This window comes from Pseudomonas sp. GW821-FHT01E10 (assembly GCF_059422365.1).
Map to the genome: position 1 here is coordinate 86770 of NZ_JBWKWT010000008.1, position 19283 is coordinate 106052.

Here is a 19283-nt window from a genome sequence, read left to right on the forward strand (position 1 = left end):
GGTTACGGCAACGCCAGCGACAACATCATCAGCGGCGGTGCCGGTAATGACGTGCTGTTTGGTGGCGGCGGTGCAGACCAGTTCTTCGGCGGCGCCGGTATGGACACTGTCGGCTACACCGACAGCACCGTGGCGGTGACCCTTAACTTGATGACAGGCATCCACTCCGGTATCGCGGCTGGCGATACTTACGTCGATATCGAAACCCTCCGTGGGACCGCGCTCAACGACATCTTCATCGGTGGCACCACTGCCATGGGGTTGGACGGCGCAGCCGGTCAGGACCTGGTCAGCTATGAACAATCCACCACTGCCGTGACAATAGATTTGAAAACCAATGTCAATGCGGGCGATGCCGCTGGCGATACCTTCACCGGGATCGAGATTTTCCAGGGCAGCAGTTTTGACGACACGCTGTCGGGATCCACTGGCAGCGACATTTTCATCGGTGGCGCCGGTGCCGACCGGATCGATGGGCGTGAAGGGCTGGACAGCGCCTGGTACATCAACAGCGCAACTGCCGTGAATATCAACCTACAGACCGGGGTCACTCAGGGTGGCGATGCGCAAGGCGACGTCTTGCTCAACATCGAACGCGTAGTGGGCAGCCACTTCGACGACACGCTGACCGGTGATGCGGTCGGGAACTACCTTGAGGGTGGTCTGGGCAATGATCTGGTTTATGGCGGCGACGGTGGCGATACCATCTACGGCGGTTTGTACTCCCAGATCGGGCCATTCTCCCTTGGCGGTGTAGCAAACGGGCCTCAGGCCGACATGCTGTATGGCGGCAATGGTGGCGATGTCATCACCAGTGCTGCCGATGATCGTGGAACCATGGCTTTTGGCGAAGCTGGCAACGATAGCCTCACGGTGGTCAGCGGCACGGCCGATGGCGGTGACGGCGACGATATTTTGAGCGGCACCGGTGACAACTTCGTGTTGCTCGGCGGCGTCGGCAATGACAAGTTGACCCTGAACGTGAAGGGTGAATTCGCCTGGAACATGAAGTCTGGAGGCTTTGCCAACGGTGGAGAGGGCGATGATACCTATACCGTTAATACCAGTAAGTTGGTGACTATCCGCGATGACGGAACAAGCATCAATGACACGCTGATATTGAACAATGTCAACTCCGCAGCCGACTTGCAGCTCATGCGAGTTGACAATGATCTCTATCTCTACGATCGCTTTGATACTCAAGGCGCTGTGCCCGACCATGGTGTGAAACTGCAGGACTGGTACGCAGGCTTCACTACCATTGAGCATTTCAAGACCGCCAATGGTGACGCGTTCGATTTGTTTGGTTGAGGTTTTGGATCTTCACTCGTAATGGAGTTGAAGGTCTTCTTTGAAGTAATTGGGGAATCTGGTTGTGATTGACCCGGTTCCCCTTTTTATTGGGTCCGCATAGCTGCTAATTACCCTCTGTCGCTGATTCAAGTGCTGTCCCCCGACCTGAAAGAGCTGGCGCGTTTCCTGCAAGTCCCCCTCAAATCGCCATAAAACGAGCGCTTGCGGCCGGTACGCCAGCGCCTGACACGGCAGAGCGTTTTAGCCAGACAGCCCGCAAAAGCTTGAAATAGCTTGGCCGAGCTCTGTGAAGAACAAGAGGGGAGACGATGAAGGCAGTAATTCTGGCGGGTGGCCTGGGCACGCGCATCAGCGAAGAGTCGCACCTCAAGCCCAAGCCGATGATCGAGATCGGCGGCAAGCCAATTCTTTGGCACATCATGAAACAGTACTCCGCCCACGGGATTCATGACTTCGTGATCTGCCTTGGCTACAAGGGCTATGCGATCAAGGACTTCTTCGCCAACTACTTCCTGCACACCTCCGACGTCACCTTCGACATGCGCAACAACCGCATGGACGTGCACCAGAACTACAGCGAGCCGTGGAGCGTCACTCTCATCGACACCGGCGAGGAAACCATGACCGGTGGCCGCTTGCTGCGTGCCGGTCGTTACCTCAAGGACGAAGAGGCGTTCTGCTTCACCTATGGCGATGGCGTCTCCGATATCAATATCCGTCAACTGGTGGACTACCACAGCGCCCACGGTCGTCTGGCGACCGTCACCGCCGTACAACCGCCGGGCCGTTACGGCGCCCTGGAGCGTCACGGCGATCAGGTGCTCGGTTTCACCGAGAAACCCCGTGGCGATGGTGGCTGGATCAATGGCGGGTTCTTCGTGCTGTCGCCGAAAGTGCTGTCGTACATCGGCGGTGACGAGACCACTTGGGAAGCCGAGCCGTTGACCCGGCTGGCCCAGGACGAACAGTTGAAGGCTTTCGAACACGAAGGCTTCTGGCACCCGATGGACACCCTGCGCGACAAGAACCACCTCGAAGCGCTGTGGCAGAGCGGGGAGGCCCCATGGAAGCAATGGGCCTGAGTCCGGAGTTCTGGCGTGGCAAACGGGTGCTGCTGACCGGCCACACCGGTTTCAAGGGCAGCTGGTTGACGTTGTGGCTGCAAAGCCTCGGGGCCGAGGTCAGCGGGTTTTCGCTCGATCCGTCCACCGAGCCGAGCCTGTTCGAACTGGCGCGGGTACACGAGGGCATCAACGATCAGCGTGGTGATCTGCGTGATCTGGGCGCCTTGCTGGAACTGATCGTCGAAACCCAGCCGCAAATCGTCCTGCACCTGGCGGCCCAACCGCTGGTGCGCGAAGGCTATCGCGATCCGCTCGGCACCTATTCCAGTAACGTCATGGGCACGCTCAATCTGCTCGAAGCGATCCGCCAGGTCGGCGGCGTGCGTGCCTGTGTGTTAGTGACCACCGACAAGGTCTACGCCAACAAGGAATGGCTGTGGCCGTACCGCGAAGACGAAGCCCTGGGCGGTCACGATCCTTACAGCAGCAGCAAGGCTTGCTGCGAATTGTTGGCGCAGTCTTATGCCGCATCGTTTTTCCCGGCCGACAAGTACGCCGAGCATGGCTTGGCGTTGGCCACCGCCCGTGCTGGCAATGTGCTGGGCGGCGGTGACTTTGCGCCGGAACGCCTGATTCCCGATGTGCTCAAGGCCTGGTCGGCCGACCAGCCAGTGACCCTGCGCTACCCGCAGGCCGTGCGCCCATGGCAGCACGCTCTTGAGCCTTTGGCAGGTTACCTGCAATTGGCTGCCGGTCTCTACGAACAAGGCCCACAGTTTGCCGGCGCGTGGAACTTCGGTCCGAGCGAAGCGGACATGTGCAGCGTCGGCGAAGTGGTCGAGTTGCTTGCCAGCCGCTGGCCGCAAGCACGCGGATTGCGCATCGAGCCGAGTGATTTGCACGAAGCCGGCCTGTTGCGCCTGGACAGCAGTCGCGCCCGTCAACGGTTGGCCTGGCAACCGCGCTGGTCGTTGCAGCAGTGCCTGACCCAGACCCTCGATTGGCATCTGGCGTGGCAGAACGGTGATGACATGCGTGAAGTCACCCTGAACCAGTTGAACCTGTACCGAGGCGCGTTGTGAGCGAGTTTCTGTTGAAAGCCTTGCCGCTGGCCGGTCTGTTCAGCGTGCAGCACAAACGCTTCGAAGATGATCGTGGGCATTTCGCCCGGCTGTTTTGCGAAGGCAGCCTGAGCGCTTTCGGCCAGCCGTTTCATATCCGCCAGATCAACCACTCCTGCACCCGTGCGCGGGGCAGTGTGCGCGGTCTGCATTATCAAAATTCCAATGCGCCGGAAGCCAAGTTGATTACCTGCCTGCGCGGCGAAGTCTGGGATGTGGCGGTGGACTTGCGCCCCGATTCCGAAACCTTTCTGCACTGGCACGCCGAGCACCTGAAGGCCGGTGACGGTCGCAGCTTGCTGATCCCGTCCGGGTTCGCCCACGGCTTCCAGACGCTGACCGATGACGCCGAATTGCTCTACCTGCACAGCGCTGATTACACGCCTGCGTACGAGGGCGGGTTGTCGGTGAACGATCCACGGCTGGCGATTGCCTGGCCGTTGCCTGTCAATAATCTGTCGGCCAGGGATTCCAGCCATCCCTTGCTCGATGAACACTTCGCTGGAGTGCGTCTATGAACTGCCGTGGTTGCGGTACTCCTCTGGCCTTGCCGCTGATCGATCTCGGCACCTCGCCGCCATCCAACGCCTATGTGCACGCCGATCGCCTGGAACAAGCCGAGCAATGGGTGCCATTGAAGGTCGCGGTGTGTCAGCAGTGCTGGCTGGTGCAGACCGAGGATTACACCAGCGCCGACAGTCTGTTCGACGCCGAGTATGCGTATTTCAGTTCGTTCTCCAGCACCTGGCTGGCCCATGCCGAGCGCTATGTCGCCGAGATGGTCGAACGCTTCGGCCTGACTGCCGACAGTCGCGTGGTGGAAATCGCCGCCAACGACGGTTACCTGTTGCAGTACGTTGCCGGGCGCGGCATCCCCTGCCTGGGCGTTGAACCAACCCGCAGCACCGCGCAAGCGGCGCGGGAAAAAGGCCTGGAGATTCGCGAACTGTTCTTCGGTCGCGACACCGCCGCGCAGCTGAAAAGCGAAGGCTGGGCCGCCGACCTGATGGCCGCCAACAACGTGTTGGCGCATGTGCCGGACATTAATGATTTTCTCGGTGGGTTCTCCACCTTGCTCAAGCCGACCGGTGTGGCGACGTTCGAATTTCCGCAACTGCTGACGCTGATGGCCGGGCAGCAATTCGACACGCTGTATCACGAGCACTATTCCTACCTGTCCCTGACCGCCGTGCAGACCTTGTGCGAGCGCAATGGCCTGGAAGTGTTCGATGTCAGCCAGTTGTCGACCCATGGCGGTTCGTTGCGGGTGTTCGTCCAGCGGGCCGACGGTGTTCGCCGTGAGGTGCAGCCAGCCGTTCAACAGCAGTTGCAGGCCGAGCTGGCAGCGGGAGTGAAAACCCCCGAGTACTACGCGACCCTGGCGCCAGCGGCCGAGGGCATCAAGCACGAACTGCTGCGTTTCCTGCTGCAAGCCAAGGCCGACGGCAAGCGCGTGGTCGGTTATGGTGCGGCAGCCAAGGGCAACACCTTGCTCAACTACGCCGGGGTCAAACCGGACCTGTTGGCCTGGGTGGCCGATGCCAACCCGCACAAGCAGGGCAAGTACTTGCCGGGCAGTCGCATTCCGATCGTTTCGCCGGCGCAGATCGATCTGGAAAAGCCGGATTACGTTCTGGTATTGCCATGGAATTTGCTGCACGAAGTCAGTCAGCAGCTGGCGCAGGTGCGTCAGTGGGACGGCCGTTTCGTGATCGCCGTGCCTGAGTTGACCGTACTGTGAAGGTGCTGGTCACCGGTGCCACCGGGTTCGTCGGCCGACATCTGGTCGCGGCTTTACTCGCCCGTGGCTGCGAGGTGCGGGCCGTGGCGCGTAACGCCGAGACCGCCGCGCAATTGCCGTGGATCAACGCCGTGGAATTCGTGGCCGCGGATGTTCATGCCACCGACCTGGACTTTGCCGCGCTGACCGATGGCGTCGATGCCTTGGCACATCTCGCCTGGCCGGGGTTGCCGAATTATCAGGCGCTGTTTCACTTCGAACACAACCTGATGGCCGATTACCGGTTCATCAAAGGTGCGGTCGAGGCGGGTGTGTCGCAGGTGCTGGTCACCGGCACCTGTTTCGAATACGGCCTGCAGAGCGGGCCGCTCAGCGAGCAGACCGAGGCGCGGCCGAGTAACCCTTACGGGCTGGCCAAGAACACCTTGCGTCTGTTCCTCGAAAACCTGCAGCGCCAACAGCCCTTCACCCTGCAATGGGCGCGGCTGTTCTACCTGCACGGGGAAGGGCAGAACCCCAACAGTTTGCTGGCGGCACTGGACCGGGCAATCGAGGCCGGGGACGACAGCTTCAACATGTCGGCCGGCGAGCAGTTGCGCGATTACCTGGCGATCGACACGGCTGCCGATTACCTCGCCGCGATCCTGCAACAGCGTGAGTTCGATGGCGTGATCAATTGCTCCAGCGGCCAGCCGGTATCGGTCAGGGCGCTGGTCGAGCAGCGGTTGTGTGAGCGTGGCGCGTCGATCCGTTTGAACCTGGGCCATTACCCATACCCGACCCATGAACCGATGGCGTTCTGGGGCGTGGCGGACCGTTTGCAACAGCTACTGGGAGCAGAGCATGAGGCATGAGTTGTATCGGGTCGCCGACCTGCCGGTGTTGCAGAACCGTACCTTTGCCGACCCGGAGTCGGCCAGGGCATCGGCCAGCGCCGACATGCTGTTGGTGCAGGACGAGACGAGCGGGTTGATCTTCAATCAGGCCTTCGACGCCGACAAGCTCAGCTACGACGCCGACTATCAGAACGAGCAGGCGCATTCCGGCCAGTTCCAGAAGCACCTGAGCGATGTCGAAGGGATCATTGCCCGCCACTTCAAGGGGCAGGAACTGATCGAAGTCGGCTGCGGCAAAGGCTACTTTCTTGAACTGCTCAAAGGCCTGGGCTACGCCATCACCGGTATCGACCCGGCCTACGAAGGCGACAACGCCGACGTGATCAAGGCGCCGTTCACTCGCGGCCTGGGGCTGTCGGCGGACGCTATCGTGCTGCGGCATGTGCTGGAACATATCCAGGACCCGGTGAGTTTTCTCGCCGAGATGGCCGAGGCCAATCAGGGCGGGCAGATCTACATCGAAGTGCCGTGCTTCGACTGGATTCTTGAGCACCGCGCCTGGTTCGACCTGTTCTACGAGCACGTCAATTATTTCCGCCTCGATGACCTGCGCCGGATGTTCGGCACCGTGCACGAGGCCGGTCACCTGTTCGGTGGCCAATACCTGTACATCGTCGCCGACCTGGCCACGCTGCGCCTGACACCGGACCAACCGGTGCCGCGCCTGGCATTGCCGGACGGTTTCACCAGCAGCCTCGAGCGCGCGGTGCAGATCATTCAAGCGGCGCCCGAGCAAGGTTCGGCGATCTGGGGTGCCTCGTCCAAAGGCGTGATTTATTCGTTGTTCCTGCAACGCGCGGGTGTGGCGGTGGATCGCGTGGTGGATATCAACCCGGCCAAACAGGGGCGTTATCTGCCCCTGAGTGGCGTGCGGGTGTCTTCGCCGCAAGAGGCCATGGATGCCTTGCCCGAAGGCGCCAACCTGTTTGTGATGAACTCCAACTACCTCGAAGAAATCAAGCGGATGACCGGTGGACGCTACGTCTATCACGCCGTCGACAGCGCTTCGTTCCAGTGACTATTGAGATTCTAAAATGACCGACAACACCATCAATAAAGCCTTCGAAGCCGAATGCCGGGAACAGATCGCCCAGCAGGGTGACGACCAGAAACTCACCGGCCTGGCCCGGGATTTCTTCAACGAATCGGCCAAGCACAAGTACAGCTACCACTTCTCGTGGATGGGCCGTCCGATCATCCAGCTGCCACAAGACATGATGGCGATGCAGGAAATCATCTGGCAGGTCAAACCGGACCTGGTGATCGAATGCGGCATCGCCCACGGCGGCTCGATCATTTACTACGCCTCCTTGCTGGAGCTGCAAGGCCACGGCGAAGTGCTGGGCATCGACCTCGATATCCGTGCACACAACCGTGAAGCCATCGAGAGTCACCCGATGAGCAAGCGCATCTCGATGATCGAAGGTTCGAGCATCGACCCGGCCATCGCCGCCCAAGTGCGTGCTGCCGCTGAAGGCAAGAAAGTCATTCTGGTGCTCGATTCCAACCACACCCACGATCACGTGCTGGAAGAACTGCGCCTGTACGCACCACTGGTGTCGGTGGACAGCTACTGCGTGGTCATGGACACCGTGGTCGAAGACATGCCAGCCGATTTCTTCCCGGATCGTCCATGGGGCCCGGGCGATAACCCGAAAACTGCGGTGTGGAAGTACCTGGAAGAGAACAAGGACTTCGAGATCGACCAGCAGATGCAAAACAAACTGCTGATCACCGTGGCGCCGGACGGCTATCTGCGTCGCGTTCGTTAATCAAAAACAGCTTCAGGTACTTGGCGATCGGCCGGTTGTGGGGATAGGAAAATGCAGGTTCAAAGCAGCACTCAAACCAACGTGACACCGCTGAACGAGCTGTTCACGGTGGTGGTTATCACCCACAACCGCAGGGCGTTCCTGCGACGCGCCTTGCAGTACTACAGCCGTTACTCCGCCAAGGTGCTGGTGCTGGATTCGTCCGTGCAGGGCGATGAGCGCATCGCAACCGACTTTCCGTCGGTCGACTATCGTCATTTGCCGCAGTTCACCTACACGGGGTTTCAGCAAAAGCTCGGGTATGGCGTCAGCCAGGTCACCACGCCGTACATGGTGTTGGCTTCCGACGATGACTTCCTGCTGCACGATGCACTGACCGAATCGGTGAACTTCCTCGAGGCCAACCCTGATTACGGCATGTGCCACGGCTACTGCCTGATGTACCTGACGCACTCCAACTATGTGCAGTACTACCGTCGCGACAAGAAGGTAAAAGAGGATTACAACGCCGAGCGCGCGCAGGATCGTGTGCTCGACTACATGGGCCAGTACATTCCGCCGTTCTATGCGGTGCACCGCACCTCGCTGTTGCAGGACTGGTATGCGGCCATGCCGGAGGGCACGATTTTCGAGTGGCAGGAAATCGGCCATGTGTATTACATGCTCGCGCGGGCCAAGGCGCGGATTCTGCCAATGCCTTATGTGGTGCGGGAGGTCAACTACGGCCGTTCGGATCACAATACCGAAATCATTCACGTCCTGAGTTTCAAAGACGCCCGTTCGGTCGCCGAGCGTGAGCGCTTTGCCGGTTTCCTCGCCACGCTGCCGACCGACATCAGTGACCTGAACCAGAAGCAGACCGCAGAGTTCGCCCTGCAAAGTTTCCAGGCGCTGGCCGACAGCCTGGCCACGCGCAATGCATTGACTATCGAGCCGATCTTCGAGTCCTACTGGAAAGATCCCACCATTGGCCCGAAACGCGCATTCGGCACCCAGCAATATGTCGAGATGCCGTTTTACAACCAGGCGTTTTTTGATCAACTGACCGAGTGCGAATTCCTGCTCCATGCGATGCCGGCCGGCCGCTTGCAGCTGGAAGAAATGGAGGGTGCATTACTTCAGCAGCATACGTTGCAGCGCACTTATTCCAACGACACGCCCGAGACCATCCAGACTCGTTTGCTGCATGCCGTGCAGTTGGGCGCCTTCAACCGTCAGGTCGTGCAAAAACTGGTGCAGCAACTGCTGGACATGGGCGAGAGCGCCGATGCGAAAATATTGACGGACTGGATTGCCCGCCTCGGCAGCCTACCGACCTACGACAGCCGTGAGTTGCTGGGCAGCATGCCCTCCGGCCGGCTGTTGAACTGGTTGCAGGCACGCCAGCCGAACGACACCGCGGTACGGAAAATCAATCAACACCTGGCGGCCAATGAGGGCGGGCCTCAGTTTGGCATTCTGTTGCTGGATCTTGAAGCCGACATGGACAAGTTGCAGGTCACCTTTGACAGTCTGATGGAAAGCGCTTTCCGCGCCTTCAAGGTGGTGGTCTTCACCACCGGTGATTTGCCTGACGTCACCACCGAACAAAATACCGTGCATTTTGTAAAGGTCAGCGCAAGCAACTACGTCGATAAACTGAACCAGATTGCCCAGCGCTCAACCTCGGACTGGCTGCTGTTGGCCGAGGCCGGCGATGAGTTCACCGCTGCCGGCTTCCTGCGCGCCAGCCTTGAGTTGCAGGACGCGGAAGGTTGCCGTGCGGTGGCGATGGATGAGATTCATCGCCGTAGTAACGGCACATTGACCGAGGTTTTCCGCCCGGCCTTCAACCTCGACCTGCTGCAAAGTCTGCCGACGTTGACCGCCCGGCATTGGCTGATCCGACGCGAAGTGCTGGTGGATGTCGGTGGTTATGCCCGCGAGTTCAGCGATGCACTGGAATTCGACCTGCTGCTGCGCCTGATCGAAGCTGGCGGGTTGGCAGGGCTGGCGCATTTGGCCGAGCCATTGCTGATCACCCCGGCGGTGGAGTTGGCGCCGAATGAGCACCAACGTCAGACCCTGGTACGCCACCTGGCAACCCGTGGTTATCAGGCGCAGGTCAGTGCCGAGGCATTTGGTGGCTTGCGGATCGACTACCGGCATGCCCAGCGTCCGAAGGTGTCGATCATCGTCCGCAGCGAAGGCGATCAGGAGCCATTGCAGCGCTGCCTGGTGAGCGTATTGCAGCGTACGCGCTATCAGAACAACGAAATTATCATCGCCGACAACCACAGCCAGTCAGCCGATCTGCTGACGTGGCTCGACAGTCTGGAGCAAAACGGTCGCGGGCGGATTCGCCTGATCAAGAACGAGCAGCGCGTGAGCCCGTCGGCACTGCTCAACCAGGCCGCCGCGCAGGCACAGGGTGAGTACTTGATACTGCTCGCGGCAGACGCCGAGGTGGTCAATGCCAATTGGATCGAAGCTTTGCTCAACCAGGCTCAGCGGCCGGAAGTGGGGGTGGTGGGGGCCAAGCTGGTTGATCGCGAGGGCAGCGTGACCGGCGCCGGTTTGATTCTGGGGCTGGGGGACGGCGTGGCCTCTGCGTTCGTCGGCGCGAAAAAAGACGCACCGGGTCCTATGCATCGACTGTTGGTCGAGCAGAATTATTCGGCAGTTTCCGACGCTTGCCTGATGGTGCGCAAAGAGGTGTTCGATGCACTGGGCGGGCTGGATGAAGAGCATTTCGAGCAAGCGTATGCCGATGTCGACTTGTGCCTGAAAGTCGCCGATGCCGGGTTGCTGACCGTATGGACGCCGCAAGTGCAAATCGCCCACCCCGGCTCATTGCCGGATCACCCGCAGGCGGTAGCCGCCCTGCGCGACAAGTGGCAATCGCGTTTCGAACAGGATCCAGCCTACAACCAGAACCTGGCCTTGACCGGCAAGGGCTTTACTCTCGGCGAACCGACCAGTGTGAACTGGGCGCAGTTGCTCGCATAAGCCTGGCTGACAGGTAAAAGGACTCAAGGCATGTTCAACGGTAAATCGATTTTCATCTCTGGCGGCACCGGTTCGTTCGGACGCAACTTCATCCGCCGCTTGCTGGAGCAATACCAGCCCAAGCGTGTGGTGGTGTTTTCCCGCGATGAGCTTAAGCAGTACGAGATGCAGCAGACGTTCAACGCGCCGTGCATGCGTTACTTCATCGGTGATGTGCGCGACGCCGACCGTTTGCGTCAGGCCATGCGCGGTATCGATTATGTGGTGCACGCCGCGGCGCTGAAGCAAGTGCCAGCGGCGGAATACAACCCCACCGAATGCATCCGCACCAACGTCAACGGCGCGGAAAACATCATTGCCGCGGCCATCGACAACGGCGTGAAAAAAGTTGTCGCGCTGTCCACCGACAAGGCTGCCAGCCCGATCAACTTGTACGGCGCGACCAAGCTGCTGTCGGATAAATTGTTCGTGGCTGCCAACAACATTGCCGGCGAGCAACAAACCCGGTTTGCCGTGGTGCGCTATGGCAACGTCGCCGGCTCGCGGGGTTCGGTGGTGCCGTTCTTCAGCAAGCTGATTGCCGAGGGCGCCAAAGAGCTGCCGATCACCGATGAGCGCATGACGCGGTTCTGGATCACCCTCGATCACGGCGTGAAGTTTGTGCTCGACAGCTTCGCCCGCATGCACGGTGGTGAAGTATTTGTGCCGAAGATCCCGTCGATTCGCATCGTCGACCTGGCGCAGGGCATGGCTGAACATTTGCCGCACAAACACGTCGGCATTCGTCCGGGGGAAAAACTCCATGAGCTGATGGTGCCGTTGGACGACGCGCGCATGACCCTGGAGTTCGACGATCACTACACCATTCAGCCGTCGATCCGTTTCACCAGCGTCGACGTGGATTTTGCCGTGGACAAACTGGGCGAGCAGGGCCGGCCGGTGGGCGAAGATTTCGAGTACCGTTCCGATACCAACCCGCACTTCCTGTCGGTCGGCCAGATCGCCGACCTGCACGCGGAACTGTCGGCATGATTCCCTACGGTCGGCAAAGCCTCGATCAGGCCGACATCGATGCGGTGGTCGCCGTGTTGCAGTCTGACTGGCTGACCCAAGGGCCGACCATCGAGCGTTTCGAACAGGCGATGGCCGAGCGGTGCCAGGCCGATTTCGCGGTGGCGGTGTGCAATGCCACGGCGGCGTTGCACATTGCCTGTCTCGCCGCGGGCCTGGGGCCGGGCGATCGGTTATGGACCACGCCGAATACCTTTCTGGCCTCGGCCAACTGCGGTCGCTACTGCGGCGCCGACGTCGATTTTGTCGACATTGACCCGCTGACCTGGAACCTCGATGCCTACGCCTTGGCGTCGAAGTTGGAAATCGCCGAGCGCGACGGCAAGCTGCCGAAAGTGCTGGTGGCGGTAGCGTTCTCCGGGCAGAGCTGCGATATGCGCATGATCGCCGAACTGGCCGAGCGTTACGGTTTCACGGTGATCGAGGATGCCTCCCACGCGGTCGGCGCGTCCTATGCCGGGCGCCCGGTGGGTTGCGGTGAATTCGCGGCAATGACCGTGTTCAGTTTCCACCCGGTGAAGATCATCACCAGTGCCGAAGGCGGCATGGTGCTGACCAATCGCCCGGAACTGGCCGAACGCTTGCAACGTCTGCGCAGCCACGGCATGACCCGTGACCCCGAGCAGATGACCGAACCCAGCCACGGCCCCTGGTACTACCAGCAAGTGGAGCTGGGCTTCAATTACCGGATCACCGATCTGCAAGCGGCACTCGGTCTGTCACAGCTGAACAAGCTCGATGGCTTTATCGAGCGTCGACGCGAACTGGCGGCGCGTTATGACCGGTTGCTGGCGTACTTGCCGCTGACCTTGCCCAGCGCGCAGCCTGAAGCCGAATCGGCGTGGCATCTGTACGTGGTGCGCTTGCAGACGGAGCGGATCAACCTCAGTCATCGACAGGTGTTCGAAGGCTTGCGAGCGGCCGGTGTCGGGGTGAATCTGCACTATATTCCCGTGCACTTGCAGCCGTACTATCGCGACCTGGGTTTTGCCGAGGGTGATTTCCCCCAGGCCGAACGTTATTACGCCGAGGCCATCAGCCTGCCGCTGTTTCCTCTGCTGAGCGATGAACAACAGGACTATGTGGTCGAGCAATTGCGACGGCTGATCCTTGAGGAGTAGTGACTCTTGAGCTGTGTTGCGATCATTCCGGCCCGTGGTGGCAGCAAGCGAATCCCGCGCAAGAACCTCAAGCCGTTCGACGGCGTGCCGATGATCGTCCGTTCGATTCGCACGGCGTTGGAGTCGCGCCTGTTCGACCAGGTGATCGTCAGTACCGACGATGAGGAAATCGCCGACGTCGCACGAGCCAATGGCGCTCAGGTGCCGTTCATGCGGCCTTCGGCACTGGCTGACGATTTCACCGGGACTGCGGCAGTGATTGTGCATGCCTTGAATCAATTGCCACCGTTCGACCATGCCTGCTGCATCTATGCGACGGCGCCGTTGTTGCAAGCGCGTTATCTGCGTCAGGGGCATGAGTTGCTGGTGCAGCACCCGGACAAGTCTTTCGCGTTTTCAGTCACCGGTTTTGGTTTTCCGGTGCAGCGGGCCTTGACCCTCGACGCGCAGGGCGCCCTGACCTCGCTCTATCCGGAGTTTCGTGACACCCGCTCCCAGGACTTGCCCGAAGCCTTTCAAGACGCCGGCCAGTTCTACTGGGGACGCAGCGAGGCCTGGTTGCGTGGTGATGCACTGTTCTCGCCAGCGAGCCTGCCGGTGATTCTGCCGCGCTACCTGGTACAGGACATCGACACCCTTGAAGACTGGAAACGCGCCGAATACCTTTACGCCGCATTGAAGGCTGGTGGTGAGTTGCAATGAGGATACTGATCCGCGCTGACGCGTCGCCAACCATTGGCAGCGGCCATATCGCCCGCTGTCTGACCCTGGCCAGGGTGTTGCGCAAGCAGGGCACGCACGTTGCCTTCGCCTGTCGCCTGCTGCCGGGGCATCGACTGGACAGCCTGGCAAGCGAGGGCTTCGAGACCTTCGCGCTGCCGGCACGCTACCCCGATGAAGATCCGCAGCAGGCCATCGAATCGATGCTGCCCTGGCAGGCGGACATCGCCGCGCTGGCGCAAGCCCTGGAACGCCATCCGGCTTTCGACTGGATCATCGTCGACCACTATGGCCTCGATCATCACTGGCAGACTGCGGCCCGTCGCTGGGCATCACGGATCGCCGCGGTGGATGACCTGGCCACTCGGCAGTACCGCGTCGATCTGCTGCTCAATCAAAATCTGTCGGGCACCCCAGAGGCTTATGCCTCGCTGCTGACGCCCGACTGCCAGACCTTGCTCGGTCCACGTTTTGCGATGTTGCGCGATGAGTTCTGCTGCCCGGCGGTCGAGATCAAGCCTCGGGCCAGGCGAGTATTGGTGAACTTCGGCGGCTTCGATGCGGCCATGCAGACCCACCACGCGATGTTGGCGCTGGCGGACCTTCATGAGCTGGAGGTCGATTTCGTGGCGGGGGCCAACAACCCGGCCTGGGAGCAGATGCAGGCGCTGGCGGCGTATCGTCCGAACTGGCGCCTGCACAGTTTTGTCAGCGATTTCTATCGGCTGATGACCGAGGCTGACCTGTTTATCGGTGCCGGTGGCGGCACCAGTTGGGAGCGGGCGGCCATGGGGCTGCCGACGATTTGCATTGCGGTCTCGAATAATCAGCAGGCCAACGGCGAGGTGATGGCGACCTCGGGCGCTCATGTGTTCCTGGGCAACCGCGAGCATGTCAGCGTCGAGCAGTTGCGCCAAGCCATCGGTTTTGTCGTAGGCAATCAAGGTTTTCGTCAAAGTATGGCCGAACGCTCACGGCAGTTGGTCGATGGCCGTGGCGCGCAGCGGGTGGCGGCAGCACTGGCGGGAGCGGTACTGCAGGTGCGTCGAGCCGATCCGGACGATGCGCAATTGTTGTTCGAGGGACGTAATGCCGAGGCAGTACGGCGCTGGTCGCTGGACACCCACGCCATCGATTGGCAGCGGCATCAGGTCTGGTTGGCCGCGAGCCTGAACAACCCTCAGCGACTGCTGTTGATTGCCGAGGCGGATGACGGCCCGGTCGGTATGCTGCGCTATGACCTTGACGGTACTCGGGCCGAGGTCTCGATCTATCTGTTCGAAGGCCGATTCGGCCTGGGCTGGGGCAGGGCGCTGCTGGCGCGGGGCGAAGCGTTCGTCACGGCGCATTGGCCACAACTTGAGGCCATCACCGCTCAGGTGCTGCCGGCCAATCAGCCATCGCTGAAGGTTTTCCGCGAGGGTGGTTTTACTCAGAGTGCTTGCGCGTTCACGCGCGTGTTGAAGGATCCAGAACAATGACCAGTTTCAAGATCGGTAATCGCTCGATCGGTGCCGATGCGCCGCCGTTCATCATTGCCGAGATGAGCGGCAACCATAACCAGTCGCTGGACATGGCGATAAAAATCGTCGAAGCCGCGGCCAAGGCCGGCGCCCATGCCTTGAAGCTGCAAACCTACACCGCCGAGACCATGACCCTGGACTTGTCCGAAGGCGAGTTCTTCATCAAGGACCCCAACAGCTTGTGGGCCGGTTCTTCGCTGTATGCGCTGTACGAAAAGGCCCACACGCCGTGGGAATGGCACGCGCCGATTTTCGCCCGGGCCAAAGAGCTGGGCATGCTGGCGTTTTCCACACCGTTCGATGACACCGCGGTGGACTTCCTCGAAAGACTCGATGTGCCGGCCTACAAGATCGCCAGCTTCGAGAACACTGATCTGCCGTTGATTCGTCGGGTTGCGGCCACCGGCAAGCCGCTGATCATTTCCACCGGCATGGCCAGCATCGCCGAGCTCGATGAAACCGTGCGTGCCGCCCGTGAGGCCGGTTGCAAGGATCTGGTGTTGCTCAAGTGCACCAGCACTTACCCGGCGACGCCCGCCAACAGCAACGTGCGCACGATTCCTCATCTGCGTGAGTTGTTTGGTTGTGAAGTCGGTTTGTCCGACCATTCGATGGGTGTCGGGGTGTCTGTCGCCGCCGTAGCGCTGGGGGCGACGGTGGTGGAAAAACACTTCACCCTCGACCGTGCCGCCGGAGGCGTGGATGCCAGTTTCTCGCTGGAACCGGCCGAACTCGCCAGCCTGGTGGTCGAAACCGAGCGCGCCTGGCAGGCCATGGGCCAGGTGCATTACGGCGTGACTGACGCCGAGCGCAAGTCCCTGGTGTACCGCCGGTCGCTGTATGTCACCCAGGACATGATCGCCGGAGAGCCATTTACCGCCGCCAATCTGCGGGCCATCCGTCCGGGCCTGGGGCTGGCCCCGAAACACGCTGAAACCCTTCTGGGCCGCCGTGCCCGCCAGGCCATCAAGCGCGGAACGCCGCTGGACTGGTCGCTGGTCGAATAACCGCTTGTGGGGCTGATTCGGCAAAATAGCGTGACCTGCGAGTCATTACGCGCATCTTCACTGTATTGTATAAATAGGGAAGAGGGCGCCTGGCCTGCTTTTGGCTCAGTGATGGCCTTTTACTCTTCCCGCTGTCACCTCGTTGAGGGCGACGTTATTCGTTGTTTGTCGGCGCCCCTCGATTCCTTGCGAGCGGTGGTATTGGGCTGTTTATTATTGGGAAGCCGTAATGATTGGCATAAAGAGCATTGCGAGCTACGTTCCTGTAGCCGGCGTGGACAATTACGCACAAGGTGCAAAATTCGAGAAGGATGAAGAGTTCATCCTGGGCAAGATCGGTTCGGCTTTCCTGCCGCGCAAAGACGCCGGGCAAGAAACCTCGGACCTGTGTGTCGAAGCAGTCAACGCGCTGTTCGCCAACAACCCTGAATTGAAGCGTGAAGCCATCGACGTGCTGATCGTCGTGACCCAGAACGGCGACGAAGAAGGCCTGCCGCACACCGCCGCCATCGTTCAGGACAAGCTGGGCCTGCCGACGACCGTGGCCGCGTTCGATATCTCCCTGGGCTGCTCCGGTTACGTCTACGGCATCTACGCCATCAAGGGCTTTATGGAAGCCGCAGGCCTGAAGAATGGCTTGCTGGTGACCGCCGATCCGTATTCGAAGATCGTCGACCCGGAAGACCGCAACACCACCATGTTGTTCGGCGATGCCGCCACCGCCACCTGGATGGGCGAAGACGCTCCATGGCAGTTGGGCAAGGCCAAGTTCGGCACCGACGGTTCCGGTGCGCCGCACCTGAAGGTCACCGACGGGGTGTTCTTCATGAATGGCCGTCAGGTCTTCAACTTCGCGCTGCTCAAAGTCCCTGCGCATTTGCACGAGCTGCTGGGCGACTCGGGTCTGACGGCCGACGATATCGATGCCTTCTGCATTCACCAGGGCAGTGCGGCGATTGTCGATGCCGTGGCGCGACGCTTCGAAGGCGAGCCCGAGAAGTTCCTCAAGGACATGGTCGAGACCGGTAACACCGTGTCGTCGAGCATTCCATTGCTGCTGGAAAAACACGTGCTCGATTCCAAGTGGAAGCGTGTGGCACTCAGCGGTTTTGGTGTTGGTTTGTCCTGGGGTTCGGCGATCATCTATCGCCCTTGATCTTCTAAAAGCCGGACACAAAAAAAGCGCTCAAGGTGTAACCTTGAGCGCTATTTTTTTGCCCGAATCACAGCGAGGCGCCATGAGCGAGTTTTTTCAACCCAACGCCGAACTCATTCAGCGTCGCTGGCCGGCCGTGGCTGAGCGTCTGCTGTCTGAAGATCCGGGCCCGTTGCAGGCCGATCTGGTGGAAGGGCTCGGCTCGACCCTGAGCATCAACGGCATTCAGTTGACCAGTCGCCATGACCGTACCCGCGAAGCGCAGCTTCAAGCCGCAAGCCTGCCGGTCGACAGTCCGGTGTTGCACGTTTACGGCACGGGGCTGGGTGATCTGCAACTGGAGCTGCTGCAGCGTTCGGGGCTGATTCGGCTGCATGTTCATATCCTTAGCGGCGCAGTGTTTGCGCTGGTGCTGCAATTGCTCGATCAGCAGCCATGGCTCAGCGATTCGCGGGTCGAGCTGCACTACGCCGGTGATTTGGCTGAGATTTGTCTGCCGTTCTTTGCCCTGCCTTCGGAGCTGGTGCTGGCCGATGACTTCAACGCGAAGATCCGCGACCGCTTGATCAGCGAAACCCATCTGACGTTCAACAACCGTGAGTTCGATCCGGACAATCCGGAAATAGCGACGCGCCTGCTGGAAAGTGTCGAACAGATCCGCGTCGATAGTGACGCCGCACAATTGTTCGCAGCACACGCTGGCCAGCCGATGTTTGTCATCGCCACCGGGCCGAGCCTGGAACAGCACTTCGTGACCTTGCGATCAATTCGCGGCCAGACCCCGCGACCACTGTTCGTTTGTGTCGATACCGCTTATAGGCCGCTGATCGAGAGCGGTATCAAGCCGGATGTGGTCGTCACGATCGATCAGCGTATCTCGCAGCGCCATCTGCCGCCCGAGGACAGCGCAAACATCACGCTGGTCTACATGCCGCTGGTGGCTCCTGCGGTCTTGCAGGCCTGGCAAGGCAAACGCTATGTCGCTTACTCGGCAAGTCCGATTTTTCGGGTTCTGCGCGAGCTGCTCCCACGGGCAGGGCTGTTTGCAGGCGGCAGCGTGATTCATCCGGCGGTGGACCTGGCGGTGAAAATGGGCGCCAGTCAGATCACGCTGTTCGGGGCTGACTTCGCGTTCCCCAACAACAAGACCCATGCCGGCTGGAATGACGGTGACCTTGGTCCGCAATTGGGCGCGGCTCGTCATTGGGTGTTGGATGGGCATGGGCAGCGGGTCAAGACCCAGCTCAATTTCCGCAGCTACCTGTGTGAGCTGGAGCGCTATATCGCTGCGAATCCACATGTCGTCTTCTACAACAGCAGTCGAGCCGGGGCCATGATTGCCGGCACGACATTTCATCCGGAGTTCAGTCGATGAGCGAAGTGCTACTCGTTGATCAGGCCCGGCAATGTTCAGCGTTGTTTCGCCTGGGAAGGGATGTCGAGGCGGCGCTGGTCATGGTCGAGGTGGCGGAGCAGGTGCAGTCGCGGGTCGGCGGGGCCGAGAGCCAGATCGCGGCCCGGTGGACGGCATTACTGACAGGTATGCTGGATAGTCAGGAACGACAGGACTGGCTGGCGCTGGCGGATTACCTTGAATACGAACTGGTCGATTTGCTGGTGGCTGTCAATTCTGCGTAATGCCGTGGCAGATCAGCGGGAGCGGGGCTGTAAGAAAGGGTTGTGGCAGTTCTCTGGCGTCATTTTTTGGTGGTTGGATCGTCGCTAAGCCTCGGTTTTACAGGGGGTGGCAGGGTGATGGCAAAAAATTTCAAAAATCCCCTCAAGCAAC

The 19283-nt window shown here is 60.4% G+C and carries 17 protein-coding genes; all 17 read left to right on the forward strand.

Annotated features, from left to right (window positions below):
• Window positions 1-1311 (forward strand): calcium-binding protein (locus tag AC07V0_RS16210; protein ID WP_305887069.1); only part of this gene is annotated, 1311 nt, incomplete at its 5' end.
• A gap of 311 nt (window positions 1312-1622) precedes the next feature.
• Complete coding sequence (gene rfbF / locus AC07V0_RS16215) at window positions 1623-2396, forward strand: glucose-1-phosphate cytidylyltransferase (protein WP_019579550.1); 774 nt, start codon at window positions 1623-1625, stop codon at window positions 2394-2396.
• Entirely contained in the window at window positions 2378-3460 is a 1083-nt protein-coding gene (gene rfbG, locus AC07V0_RS16220; RefSeq protein WP_026286325.1) for a CDP-glucose 4,6-dehydratase, read from the forward strand. Before rfbF ends, rfbG begins: the two co-directional genes overlap by 19 nt.
• Complete coding sequence (locus AC07V0_RS16225) at window positions 3457-4017, forward strand: dTDP-4-dehydrorhamnose 3,5-epimerase family protein (RefSeq protein ID WP_018925020.1); 561 nt, start codon at window positions 3457-3459, stop codon at window positions 4015-4017. The genes rfbG and AC07V0_RS16225 overlap by 4 nt, the downstream gene beginning before the upstream one ends.
• Window positions 4014-5240, forward strand: coding sequence for a class I SAM-dependent methyltransferase (locus tag AC07V0_RS16230; protein ID WP_086945879.1), 1227 nt, complete (start codon window positions 4014-4016; stop codon window positions 5238-5240). The genes AC07V0_RS16225 and AC07V0_RS16230 overlap by 4 nt, the downstream gene beginning before the upstream one ends.
• A complete protein-coding gene (locus AC07V0_RS16235; RefSeq protein WP_086945878.1) occupies window positions 5237-6094 on the forward strand; it encodes an NAD-dependent epimerase/dehydratase family protein in 858 nt (285 codons plus the stop codon). The genes AC07V0_RS16230 and AC07V0_RS16235 overlap by 4 nt, the downstream gene beginning before the upstream one ends.
• Window positions 6084-7154 (forward strand): class I SAM-dependent methyltransferase, encoded by a 1071-nt coding sequence (locus tag AC07V0_RS16240; RefSeq protein ID WP_086945877.1) that lies wholly within the window; start codon window positions 6084-6086, stop codon window positions 7152-7154. Before AC07V0_RS16235 ends, AC07V0_RS16240 begins: the two co-directional genes overlap by 11 nt.
• Before the next feature lie 16 nt (window positions 7155-7170).
• On the forward strand, window positions 7171-7908 hold the full coding sequence (locus AC07V0_RS16245; RefSeq protein WP_064619523.1) for a cephalosporin hydroxylase family protein: 738 nt from the start codon (window positions 7171-7173) through the stop codon (window positions 7906-7908).
• A gap of 51 nt (window positions 7909-7959) precedes the next feature.
• Window positions 7960-10896, forward strand: a complete 2937-nt coding sequence (locus AC07V0_RS16250; RefSeq protein WP_086945876.1) for a glycosyltransferase family 2 protein — start codon at window positions 7960-7962, stop codon at window positions 10894-10896.
• Window positions 10897-10926: 30 nt separating this feature from the next.
• Entirely contained in the window at window positions 10927-11928 is a 1002-nt protein-coding gene (pseB, locus tag AC07V0_RS16255; protein WP_019579558.1) for a UDP-N-acetylglucosamine 4,6-dehydratase (inverting), read from the forward strand.
• The gene (gene pseC / locus AC07V0_RS16260; protein ID WP_086945875.1) at window positions 11925-13088 is read left to right on the forward strand and encodes a UDP-4-amino-4,6-dideoxy-N-acetyl-beta-L-altrosamine transaminase; all 1164 of its coding nucleotides are present in this window, start codon (window positions 11925-11927) and stop codon (window positions 13086-13088) included. Before pseB ends, pseC begins: the two co-directional genes overlap by 4 nt.
• Before the next feature lie 6 nt (window positions 13089-13094).
• Window positions 13095-13790, forward strand: a complete 696-nt coding sequence (gene pseF, locus AC07V0_RS16265) for a pseudaminic acid cytidylyltransferase (protein ID WP_064619514.1) — start codon at window positions 13095-13097, stop codon at window positions 13788-13790.
• The gene (gene pseG, locus AC07V0_RS16270; RefSeq protein ID WP_086945874.1) at window positions 13787-15289 is read left to right on the forward strand and encodes a UDP-2,4-diacetamido-2,4,6-trideoxy-beta-L-altropyranose hydrolase; all 1503 of its coding nucleotides are present in this window, start codon (window positions 13787-13789) and stop codon (window positions 15287-15289) included. The genes pseF and pseG overlap by 4 nt, the downstream gene beginning before the upstream one ends.
• Entirely contained in the window at window positions 15286-16338 is a 1053-nt protein-coding gene (pseI, locus tag AC07V0_RS16275) for a pseudaminic acid synthase (RefSeq protein ID WP_086945873.1), read from the forward strand. Before pseG ends, pseI begins: the two co-directional genes overlap by 4 nt.
• Before the next feature lie 229 nt (window positions 16339-16567).
• On the forward strand, window positions 16568-17494 hold the full coding sequence (locus AC07V0_RS16280) for a ketoacyl-ACP synthase III (protein ID WP_018925031.1): 927 nt from the start codon (window positions 16568-16570) through the stop codon (window positions 17492-17494).
• An 82-nt stretch (window positions 17495-17576) separates the two neighbouring features.
• Window positions 17577-18869 (forward strand): motility associated factor glycosyltransferase family protein, encoded by a 1293-nt coding sequence (locus tag AC07V0_RS16285; RefSeq protein ID WP_086945872.1) that lies wholly within the window; start codon window positions 17577-17579, stop codon window positions 18867-18869.
• Complete coding sequence (locus AC07V0_RS16290) at window positions 18866-19132, forward strand: hypothetical protein (protein ID WP_086945871.1); 267 nt, start codon at window positions 18866-18868, stop codon at window positions 19130-19132. The genes AC07V0_RS16285 and AC07V0_RS16290 overlap by 4 nt, the downstream gene beginning before the upstream one ends.
• Window positions 19133-19283 lie beyond the last annotated feature (151 nt).

Excerpts from the sequence above, each read along its gene's own strand:
- AC07V0_RS16240 (WP_086945877.1), top strand. The coding sequence starts at position 6,084 with ATGAGGCATGAGTTGTATCGGGTCGCCGACCTGCCGGTGTTGCAGAAC.
- AC07V0_RS16230 (WP_086945879.1), top strand. The coding sequence starts at position 4,014 with ATGAACTGCCGTGGTTGCGGTACTCCTCTGGCCTTGCCGCTGATCGAT.
- pseB (WP_019579558.1), top strand. The coding sequence starts at position 10,927 with ATGTTCAACGGTAAATCGATTTTCATCTCTGGCGGCACCGGTTCGTTC.
- AC07V0_RS16290 (WP_086945871.1), top strand. The coding sequence starts at position 18,866 with ATGAGCGAAGTGCTACTCGTTGATCAGGCCCGGCAATGTTCAGCGTTG.
- AC07V0_RS16280 (WP_018925031.1), top strand. The coding sequence starts at position 16,568 with ATGATTGGCATAAAGAGCATTGCGAGCTACGTTCCTGTAGCCGGCGTG.
- pseC (WP_086945875.1), top strand. The coding sequence starts at position 11,925 with ATGATTCCCTACGGTCGGCAAAGCCTCGATCAGGCCGACATCGATGCG.
- AC07V0_RS16250 (WP_086945876.1), top strand. The coding sequence starts at position 7,960 with ATGCAGGTTCAAAGCAGCACTCAAACCAACGTGACACCGCTGAACGAG.
- AC07V0_RS16285 (WP_086945872.1), top strand. The coding sequence starts at position 17,577 with ATGAGCGAGTTTTTTCAACCCAACGCCGAACTCATTCAGCGTCGCTGG.
- AC07V0_RS16245 (WP_064619523.1), top strand. The coding sequence starts at position 7,171 with ATGACCGACAACACCATCAATAAAGCCTTCGAAGCCGAATGCCGGGAA.
- rfbF (WP_019579550.1), top strand. The coding sequence starts at position 1,623 with ATGAAGGCAGTAATTCTGGCGGGTGGCCTGGGCACGCGCATCAGCGAA.
- rfbG (WP_026286325.1), top strand. The coding sequence starts at position 2,378 with ATGGAAGCAATGGGCCTGAGTCCGGAGTTCTGGCGTGGCAAACGGGTG.
- pseG (WP_086945874.1), top strand. The coding sequence starts at position 13,787 with ATGAGGATACTGATCCGCGCTGACGCGTCGCCAACCATTGGCAGCGGC.
- pseI (WP_086945873.1), top strand. The coding sequence starts at position 15,286 with ATGACCAGTTTCAAGATCGGTAATCGCTCGATCGGTGCCGATGCGCCG.